Below are 9,619 nucleotides of genomic sequence, written 5' to 3'. Positions count from 1 at the left end.
CTTTTAAAAAATCAACCTCAACTTTAAGCTTGCCAATGGTTTTGAGCAATTGGTCTTTCTCTTCATCGGCCGGATCTTTCTTGTTTTTGCCGCCTTTTTCAAAGACCTCTTCGGCGCCGTTGAGAAACTCACGTTTCCAGTTGCTGAGCTGCTGGGGTGCCAGTTCATACTTCTGAGCAAGCTCGGCAAGTGAGGAGCGCTCTTTCAACAGTTCCAAAACCACCTTGGTCTTGAACTTCGAGGTAAATTTTCTTCTTGTGGTCATCGCAGTAAATTTAAAGGTTAATTTTTAACTTAATTTACTGCCCCAATTTTTGGGGTATGCTCACAAGGCAAGTGTGGGTCGGCAAAAACCAAATGTGCCTATTTGCACCTTGGCCTTTTTGCATGAAGAACAACTTACTTTTTAATTCACCTTTTATCCAATCAACCCCCCAAATACGGGGGATAAATACACCTTCTCTTAGTTTCAATTGACGTTCCACTAGCGAAATTCAATTCACATTTTCTATTGAGTAGCAAAATCAAAAGAGGGAATACGCTGATTATTGATCTTCCAATTCGACGATGACTTCTATCTCTACAGCGATGTCATTGGGCAAAGCCGCAACTCCCACTGCAGAGCGGGCATGTTTGCCCTTTTCGCCAAAGACCTCTACCATCAGATCGGAGAAGCCGTTGATCACCGCAGGATGTCCCGTAAAATCGGGGGCTGAATTGACCATTCCCAGGACCTTGACGAATTGCTTGATGCGGGACAAATCTCCCGTAGCGGCTTTGAGTACGGCGAGGATCTCGAGTCCGGTTTCCCGGGCTGCCTGATAGCCCTGCTCGGGTGTCAGGTCGGCACCGACTTTTCCATAGACATCGGGACCGTTGCCCGCTAGGTAAAGTACATTGCCTACCTGCTTCCATTTGACATAATTGGCCATGGGTTGACTGACTTCGGGCAGTTCCAGCCCTAGTGCTTTCAATTTTTCTTCGGGACTTTGGGCTTGACTAAAATGGGAATAACCAAAAAGTACCATTGCGATTAAAATAAATTTCTTCATAGGATTTTTGCTTTATGAAAACTAATCTAGCAGAAATTTTCTAATTCGCTTTCTCAAACCTTCCAAAATTATGTCGGCAATCAATATCATTCCCTTCCGGGAGGAACTTAAAAATGAATTTAAGTCCATCAACCAAGAGTGGGTAGAAGCGCTTTTTTCGGTCGAGCCCTTTGACAGGGCACAACTGGAAAATCCTCAAGCTACGATTTTAGATCAGGGGGGATGTATCCTTTTTGCCGAGTGGGCCGGAGAAATCGTGGGGACCGTCGGCCTGTCCAAAGTGGATGAGCAACGCTATGAGTTGATCAAGATGGGGGTGAAAAAATCTGCACAGGGAAAGGGGATAGGATTGGCTTTGGGAAAGGCGATTTTGGAGAAAGCTAGGGAATTGGGAGCCAAAAAGGTGGAGCTATATACCCATACCAAACTGGAGGCGGCGCTGAAAATCTACCGGAAGCTGGGTTTTGTCGATTCTAAAGAAGGGCAGGACAAGTACTGTCGCTGTGACTTGAAAATGGAGTTGACGCTCTAAGTCTTCTTTGAAGTAGGTTCAGCCGCAAGGCGAAGGTCGGCTGTTTTTTCCGAGGATTATTTATGCCTAAACCAGCAATCGGTTCGGGCTGACTCATAGCTTTTGAATCGGGTATTGACGGGCGGCCCATGCTTGATTTGATTCTCGAAAGCTGTTCTCATTACATAATTAAATGCGCCCATATCCAAGGTATAGGGTGTTTGATTGGTAATGGTGTAGGTCCGGTGAATGTAGCTGAGCTGCTGCATCAGGGGGAGGATATGGCTTATTTTTCCTCCGATGATGCCACAGTTGAGCAGCTGCTGATGGCTATTGGCCTGTTCATAGGAGGTGAAATCAGGAATCTGATTTCGAAGGTGGGTACTGTGCGCCTTCATCCAGGGATTATCCAAGGTTTCTTCCTCATCTCCGCAGAAAATACTCATGGGGTTTTCGGTGTAAAAGGAATCTTCAAAAGGATTTTTTACTACTTCCACATCCGCAATATCTGTGAAAAATATGTTTTTGATTTGAGTGTAGTGTTTTTTCAAAAAATCAGCATACACCAGGTACCTAAATGCATTTGCGCTGAGTGGACCTTCAAAGTCCACCCTTATAAATTGGATAAAGTCCGGATTAGCGGAAGAAAGGGTTTTCTCAGTAAAATGATTGTGGAAAACGAGGCCTTTCAAACCGAGAGCTTGGATGGATTGACACCATTTTTCGATGATTCGAAAATCATCATTGGGCAGTATCTCGTTGCGATTGACATCGTAGGCGCCGGTAAATAATGAGGCACAAATTAAATTCCCATAAATTTTATCCATGATTAAGGCTGTAGCGATCTACTTTGCTTGTGGAGCGCGGTGATGCTGGAGGCGATGTTTCTGTAATAAATGTAGGTTCTGCTGGGGGATTTTTTGACTTTGTATTTTTTGGAGGCTTGCTCGTAAAAGTAAGAATCGGCAGAATAGCGGTTTTCGAAATGGATGGTTTTGAAGACCTCTCTTTTTCCAAAAAGAGTAGCAAAAAGAATACAGTCATCTACGTGGATGTTTTTTTGCAAATCGTGCTTATCGACTACGTAGTAATCTTCCGAACTGGAGACCACTGTTTCTGTCAGGGAGGAAATAAGATCCGCATGTTTCATTTCTAGAAGACAGGAGGAGAGGTGATTGGACTTGTATTCGTCATCCGAATCGATGATGGTGATGTATTCTCCTTTGGCAAAGTGAACGGCACGATTGACCGCGATGGACTGTCCTACGTTTTGGCTTCGGATATAGCTGATTTTATCTTCGTAAGCCATGCCATACTGAATCAGTTTTTGGCTCAGGTCCAGTGCGCTGCCATCATCGATGACGAGGAGTTCGAAATCCTTAAAATCCTGATTCATGACAGAGTCGAGTGCTCTTTTCACCAACTCATAGGGCGTATTGTACACCGCCATCAATACACTGATTGTCACTTTAGGGCTCATTTTGGTATAGCGGAGAATTTAGTAGGGGCTGAAATAGCATTGCAAGTTCTGCTTTTTTGATTAGTAATGGACTATTGGTGCCGAAATTATCTTTGGAAATCACCTGTTTGTGTTGTTTTAAACAGGATAAATTACTTTTTTTTTAAAGGCGATAGGATCATTGGGTTGGAAATCGATTTTCTAAGTTGCTGATTTTTATCATTTTTCCCAGTGATATCCCTCACCAGAATAGGCCGTGAATTTTGAGAGATTTGCTATGAATCAAAAACAACCTAGCCATGAAAACGATAGTCATTCCTTTCGATTTTTCCCCCTATTCTCTAGCGGCTCTGAAAACGGCCCAAAAAGTAAGCGTAAAATCAGGGGCTAAAATAATTTGTGTCACCGTCATTCCTTCTGAAGTGGATTATGACAAGCTTTCCGATGAGGCAAAGCTGAAATACACCGAACTCCGGGAGGAGAAGGAAGAGGCTGAGCGAATTTTGCCGGATTATATTCATGAAGTCGCTCCAGCTAAGGCTGACATCGTGCAGGAGGTTCGCATCGGAGTACCCAATGAGCTGATCCTGAGAGTAGCGGAGGAGTTTTCTGCAGATCTCATCGTGATGGGGGCTTACGGTAAGGGCTACAGTCAGGGTAAATTTATCGGTTCTACCCTGCAAAAAGTTCTCAGAAAATCAACTGTCCCTGTTTTGGCAGTGAAAGAAGCGTTGGATGGTAATGATTTCAGAAAAATAGCCTTTGCATCTACTTTCCATCCTGATTCCAAACAAGCTTTTGCAAAAATCAAATCCTTGGTGAAGGCTTTCAAATCCAGTGTCCACCTGCTGTTTGTCAATACGCCTGACAAATTCACCTCCTCGGATGAGGTTAAAAAAGGAATGGATCTTTTCCAATCCGGAAATGAGGAGATTGTCTTTCATCAGCATACTTACAATGACGGTGAAGTTGAAAAAGGTATCCTAGGCTTCTGCCAAGAGTCCGGCATCAAGTGGCTTGCCGTAGTCACAGGCAAGCATGATAAGAGCCCGACCTATCAAATCAGTACCACTGAGACCATCTTGTTCAAGGGTGACTTGGGAATATTGAGTGTGAAGGTTTAATCCTTAGGAGGTGCTTTGGCAAGTGTTTCTTGATCTATGACCTCATTGATTGGGTGCTGTCGGTGCAATACGGCAGCACCCAAATTGTATAGCCCTCTGAGAAACTCTTTCGTCACATTGGTAAGCGTAGAAAAAGGCACATCGGTTTTATGCGTTCTTGCCTCCTCATAGGTTTCCTCAATTAATTGGTCCGCCATGGACTCGAGTCCACTCAGCCACTGAGGCACTTCCAATACGGTATTGGTGTTTTGATTGATCTGCTCGATATTTTGTAGAACTTCGGTACTGATCCTTTGGACTTTTTTCAGGAAATTTTTGGGCAGGTTGCGGGAGGCGTTTTGAAGTTCGGCCAAATTATGAGAGATATCCTTGAAGTCTTTGGCCGCAAAAATCATCAACCGCAATGAAAGCATAATGGAGGTGAGTTGCTTTGCTTCTTCCTCTTTGATGCTACTCGCTTGTAATTTTAGATGGTAAGCTGTGATTTCATCCTCTATGGCTTTCATATTATTATAAAGCCCTATCTGCTCAAAGGGTTTCCCGAGGACCTTGGACCAGAAGCTGTCCTTGTGATCAGGTTTTTCCAGGCCTAAGTTTAGCTTGATATACAACCTGGTTTTTTGGTATAACTGATCCAGTTCTTTCTCCAATGCTTTGATGGCTACCTCGGGGATCTCGATATCGACATTCTGAATGTAAGAGGTCACTGCTTGTGTTTCTTCTACAAATCGATGTTTAAGCCATTTTTCCAGAGGACGGAGGAATGGGTAGAAGAGCAGTATTCCAAAAAGATTCAAAAAGGTGTTAAATAGTACCAGATCGATTAAGGGATCTTTTCCTATTTCCTGACTCAGGATCCAATCCATAATCTGATGGAGGAAGATGAACACCAAGAGTCCGGAAATGACATTAAATAAGGAATGCAAAAGGGCCAAGCGCTTTTTGTCAGGGGTTCCTGCTAAGGCCCCTAATACCACGGTGATGGTCGTGCCGATATTTGCGCCTATGGTCGCTGCCGCGGCCTGTTCCAATCCTATCACTTGAGCATTAATCGCAGAAAGCAGTATGACTAGCGTGGCCGAACTCGACTGAATCAAAGCAGTAAGCAGGATACCGATGATTAAAAAAACGATAAGAGACACTTCTCTGAATCGCTCTATAGCTACTTGATTGGCGATTTCCTCAATCGATCCTTTCATCAATTCTATTCCGAAAAACAGAAAACCAAAACCAAGCATAAACAAACCGAGGTTTCTGAGGATGGTCCGCTGCGCAAAAAAGACAGTCATCAATGATCCAAATCCAATAAAAGGAAATGAAATGGCCGCAATGCTGATTTTGAATCCGAAGGTGGCCACAATCCAAGCGGTGATCGTTGTGCCGAGATTGGCGCCTAAAATCACGCCCATGGCATGATGAAGGTTTAAAATACCCGCTCCCAAAAAGGCCAAAACCATCAAAGTGACCAAAGAGCTACTTTGTAAAATAGCCGTAATCCCAGTACCCACCAATATGCCTTTCCAAGGTTTATTGGTAAATTTTTGAAGTAGATTTCTAAATGATTTCCCGGCGAGCTCCTTGAGTGCTCCTTCCATTTGGCCCATGCCAAGGAGGAAGATTCCCAAACCCGCCAGAAACTCCCAATAATTAAAGTCGCTCATTTGTTATTGCCCTAGATGATAGCGTGGGTACAGCAAATGAAAAATAGGTTTTTTAAAGGAATAATAAAAAATCATGATTATCCGTAATAACACCAGTAACCTTATTTCCTTTGCTTATTAGGTTGGAAGACCGAAGTTCCCTGAAATTGAACTTCCAGCCTTGTTTTAGGCCGTTCAGTCTTCTTACTGGTAAGAAAGCGGATATATATATAAAAAATTATGATCGTCAGCTTCTTTGCATATAAAGATATTAAACCGCCTAAAATCAGCTTGTAAATCCATTTAAAGAAAACTTCAGCCGTCAGCCGTAGCTGGGTCCTCTATCTCCTGTCTTCGGTCTTTAATCTCCATCCAAAAATTACCAGAAACGGAATCTTTTTTCATTGATTCTGTCTCGGAAGATCCAGTTTTGGAAGATGTCTCTCGAGAAGTGAATCTCCAGTCCCACATTGACTGTCATGTAGCCATCATAGCGATGACGTAGCCCTGATCCTCTGCGAACTCGCCCGTTATTTCTCAGGATTTTAGCCACATCGGGCATTCCATTGTCATCCAAAAAATCAGGATTCCGAATGGCTAGCCTAAGCCTGTCCGGATTATTACCACTGACGTAATCATCCACCAAATCCAAATAAAACTCACTCACATTATAGGCTGAAATATCATCCATGTAATCGGTGAGGGTAAAGCGGTAGTTGCCCTCAATGATCAGATCCATGTAAACATTGAGCTTGTATTTCAAGCCTAATCCCATAGGGAATACCGTGATGTATCGCTCGTAAGGGTTGTTTTCTAATTGTAGCGGACGCAAGTCCCTCCAGACCCCATCGAGTTGCGCTTCGGGATTATTGGTCGACATGCCGATGCCAAAGAAAATGTAGGGATTCCAGAGTGGACGGTGGATGTTAGGTACTTTGACCGGATACCAATAGTACTCGACTATTCCAGTCATTTCCCAGTTTCTAGCACGAAAATGAAGATCCCTTGGCGTACGGAAGGCTCTAGGATCGGAAGGGGGATCCTGTCCGGACATTTTGATGTAAGAAAATTCTCCCCGAGCTCTTAAGTGTGTGCCAAAGGTGTAGTGAAAGGCGACGTTGGCATTCCAGTCGGGCTGTACGCCTTCATTGTATTTCCAGAAGGAATAAAGCTCACCAAAATACTGTGTAGGACCCAAGCTGGCAGAAAATGACCAAGGCTCCTCAAAACGGTAGCGGTAGAAGCTTTGGGAAAAGCCACTTTGAATGATAAAAAAAACTACCAAGAATAGAAATACACGCATGGACTTATTTTCAGCTAGGGCTGATTTTTCGAAAAATACTGCTTATATATCAATTTCAAAAGTATTATATCTTGAAAGATAGAGATTTATAAACATCTTTTATCACTTTGTCATCACTAGATAGTACAATAAGTATATCCCCAGCTTTAATTTCTGTGTATCCATTTGGAGTGATGTAGTTTTCCCCTCGTTTGATCATTGCAATGATTGCTCCTTTGGGGAAACCCAAATCTACAATACGCTTCTCTACGGGATAATCGCCCTCTTTGATTTCGATTTCTTCCATCCTTGTTTTGGTACTCTCTTCAAAAATTTGGTCTATAGGAAGTTTTGGTTTTGCTTTTTCGGGGAGTGCTACATGGAGCCATTTGGCAAAAAGTCCAAGAGTAGTTCCTTGGAGAAGGACAGATAATAAAGAAATGAAAAAGACGATATTGAAGATTGCTGGGGCTTTATCTATCCCTGCGATCAAAGGGTATGTAGCAAATACAATCGGAACAGCTCCTCTCAACCCAACCCATGAAATGAATAACCTTCGTCTATTTTTCATTTTGAATGGAAATAAGCTAAGGTAAACTCCAATGGGTCTTGCAAAAATGATCTGAAATAGTGCAATTAAAATCCCTATGCCCAAATAAGGGAGTAGTTGGGAAGGGAAAACCAAAAGTCCTAAGGTCAGAAAGAGGACGATTTGCATCAACCAAGCGACTCCGTCAAAAAATTTAAGTATGGATTTCTTATGGATTAATTCTTGATTGCCAATGTACACTGCTGCAATGTAAATTGCCAAAAATCCGTTTCCCCCTAAAAAATCCGCAAACGAAAAAACAAAAAACATGATTCCAATCATCATGACTGGGTAGAGTCCTTCGAAGCCTAGCTTTATCATATTAATGATGCTTTTGCTTAGCCTTCCAAACAATAAACCTATCAAACCTCCAATGATCATTTGACTTAAAAATACCGGTATAATTTCCCATATTGATTTTTCGGGATTGATTACCAGAGAAAGAAATGAAATCGTCAATACATAGGCCATGGGATCATTGGAGCCACTCTCGAGTTCAAGAGTTGGGCGTAGATTCGACTTTAAGGCAATACTTTTCGATCTCAATATCGAAAAAACCGCTGCTGCATCTGTAGAAGACACGATAGCGCCGAGCAGTAATCCTTCATAAAGAGTAAAATCAGTTACCAAATGGATAAATAGACCCAAGGAAAGCGCTGTGGCTAAAACGCCAACCGTGGATAGTGAGATTCCTTCCCAAAGGACTGGTCTAACTGTTTTCCAGTCAGTCTCCAATCCTCCCGAGAAAAGGATAAAATTAAGCGAAACCACCCCGATAAATTGAGCAATAGTGGGGTTGTCAAAATGAATCCCGATAATTCCGTCTGACCCGGCAATCATGCCAAGTGCTAGAAAAAGGACGAGAATCGGAACGCCAAATTTTGAGGAGGACTTACCAATCAATATACTTATGATCAATAGACTAGAACCTATTAAAAGAATATTTTCACTCGTCAGATTCATGATTATTTTTCTGATAAGGAATGATCCGTAGGAGCAGACTTAATGTAAATATCACGCTGTGGAAATGGGATCTCTACTCCCGCATCTTTAAACTTTTGAAAAATAGCGTAATAAAGCTGACTTTTTAGCACCACCGGTTTGTTGATGTATTCCGAAGTCCACACCCTCAAAATAAAATTGATACTGCTGTCACCGTATTCTGTAAGCAATACGTCGGGCTCCGGTTTGGTCAGCACTCCGTCATTTTCTTTAGCGACCTCGAGCAGAAGTGTTCGGATTCGCTGTGGTTCCTCTTTGTAGGCCACACCCACCGGAAAATTAAACCGAACCATCCGATCACTGTGCGACCAGTTGATCACTTGGGAATCAATAAACTGACTATTTGGGACAATAATCGTGATGTTGTCATTGGTCACGACCATTGTAGCCCGGGCGGAGATTTTGATCACATCTCCGGTCACATCACCAACTTCGATTCGGTCGCCGACTTTGATCGGCTGCTCGAAAAGGATAATTAATCCGCTAATAAAATTATTAGTGATATTTTGAAGACCAAACCCGATTCCGACCCCGATGGCACCTGCCAAAACCCCGAGAGCACTCAAGTCAATCCCATTGGTCTGTAAAATGGTAAAAACACCGATGATGATCAGCACGTATTTGACCATGGTCCCAATGGATTGCTTGGTTCCGGTAGCCAAATCGTATCGGGAGAGAATCCGGTGGACCATTAATTTTCTGATCCATTCTGAAATGATAAATAGGGCGGCAAATGAAAATATCAAAGCCAGTAACAAACCCAAAGTCAGATGAGAATCGCCAAGATGAAATAAACTGATATTCATGACATCTTCCAGCCACTGGATCAAACTTGAGGAATTGTCACTTGAATTATTTATTGAATCGTTTTGCATGAAATATCGCAGGACATTATCGAAATTTGATCCTAATAATACTTAAAAAAGTACAGCCTAACCCTATCAAATTTCAAATAGTTTT

General features: G+C 42.6%; 10 protein-coding genes. 2 read left to right on the top strand and 8 right to left on the bottom strand.

Going from position 1 to position 9,619, the window contains the following annotated elements:
- Positions 1-265, bottom strand: a 265-nt coding sequence (locus BLQ57_RS09490) for a transposase (protein WP_092824065.1), incomplete at its 3' end; no start/stop codon positions are given.
- 280 nt (positions 266-545) lie between these two features.
- The gene (locus BLQ57_RS09480) at positions 546-1,052 is read right to left on the bottom strand and encodes a RidA family protein (RefSeq protein WP_087939013.1); all 507 of its coding nucleotides are present in this window, start codon (positions 1,050-1,052) and stop codon (positions 546-548) included.
- Positions 1,053-1,122: 70 nt separating this feature from the next.
- On the opposite strand from BLQ57_RS09480, the gene BLQ57_RS09475 reads away from it, so the two are divergent.
- Entirely contained in the window at positions 1,123-1,584 is a 462-nt protein-coding gene (locus BLQ57_RS09475) for a GNAT family N-acetyltransferase (RefSeq protein ID WP_087939012.1), read from the top strand.
- A 56-nt stretch (positions 1,585-1,640) separates the two neighbouring features.
- On the opposite strand, the gene BLQ57_RS09470 is transcribed toward BLQ57_RS09475, so the two are convergent.
- Positions 1,641-2,390 carry a hypothetical protein gene (locus BLQ57_RS09470; protein ID WP_087939011.1) on the bottom strand — a complete coding sequence of 250 codons (750 nt, stop codon included), beginning with the start codon at positions 2,388-2,390 and terminating at the stop codon, positions 1,641-1,643.
- A 2-nt stretch (positions 2,391-2,392) separates the two neighbouring features.
- Positions 2,393-3,043: a glycosyltransferase family 2 protein gene (locus BLQ57_RS09465; RefSeq protein WP_087939010.1), complete on the bottom strand. Its 651-nt coding sequence runs from the start codon at positions 3,041-3,043 to the stop codon at positions 2,393-2,395.
- Between the two features lie 278 nt (positions 3,044-3,321).
- Between BLQ57_RS09465 and BLQ57_RS09460 the strand changes: the two genes are divergently transcribed.
- The gene (locus BLQ57_RS09460) at positions 3,322-4,146 is read left to right on the top strand and encodes a universal stress protein (protein WP_087939009.1); all 825 of its coding nucleotides are present in this window, start codon (positions 3,322-3,324) and stop codon (positions 4,144-4,146) included.
- Here BLQ57_RS09460 and BLQ57_RS09455 read toward each other — a convergent pair.
- From BLQ57_RS09455 to BLQ57_RS09440, 4 genes are all read right to left on the bottom strand, one after another.
- Positions 4,143-5,807 carry a Na/Pi cotransporter family protein gene (locus BLQ57_RS09455; RefSeq protein ID WP_087939008.1) on the bottom strand — a complete coding sequence of 555 codons (1,665 nt, stop codon included), beginning with the start codon at positions 5,805-5,807 and terminating at the stop codon, positions 4,143-4,145. The genes BLQ57_RS09460 and BLQ57_RS09455 overlap by 4 nt on opposite strands.
- Before the next feature lie 358 nt (positions 5,808-6,165).
- Positions 6,166-7,089, bottom strand: coding sequence for a hypothetical protein (locus tag BLQ57_RS09450; protein WP_087939007.1), 924 nt, complete (start codon positions 7,087-7,089; stop codon positions 6,166-6,168).
- Between the two features lie 64 nt (positions 7,090-7,153).
- The gene (locus BLQ57_RS09445; RefSeq protein WP_087939006.1) at positions 7,154-8,620 is read right to left on the bottom strand and encodes a potassium/proton antiporter; all 1,467 of its coding nucleotides are present in this window, start codon (positions 8,618-8,620) and stop codon (positions 7,154-7,156) included.
- Between the two features lie 2 nt (positions 8,621-8,622).
- On the bottom strand, positions 8,623-9,465 hold the full coding sequence (locus tag BLQ57_RS09440) for a mechanosensitive ion channel family protein (RefSeq protein ID WP_394331262.1): 843 nt from the start codon (positions 9,463-9,465) through the stop codon (positions 8,623-8,625).
- Between the last annotated feature and the right edge of the window lie 154 nt (positions 9,466-9,619).

This window comes from Algoriphagus faecimaris (genome assembly GCF_900101705.1).
Classification (GTDB): Bacteria; Bacteroidota; Bacteroidia; order Cytophagales; family Cyclobacteriaceae; genus Algoriphagus; species Algoriphagus faecimaris.
The sequence above is the reverse complement of the archived record's forward strand: the minus strand, read 5'-3'. Positions and strand labels throughout refer to the sequence as shown.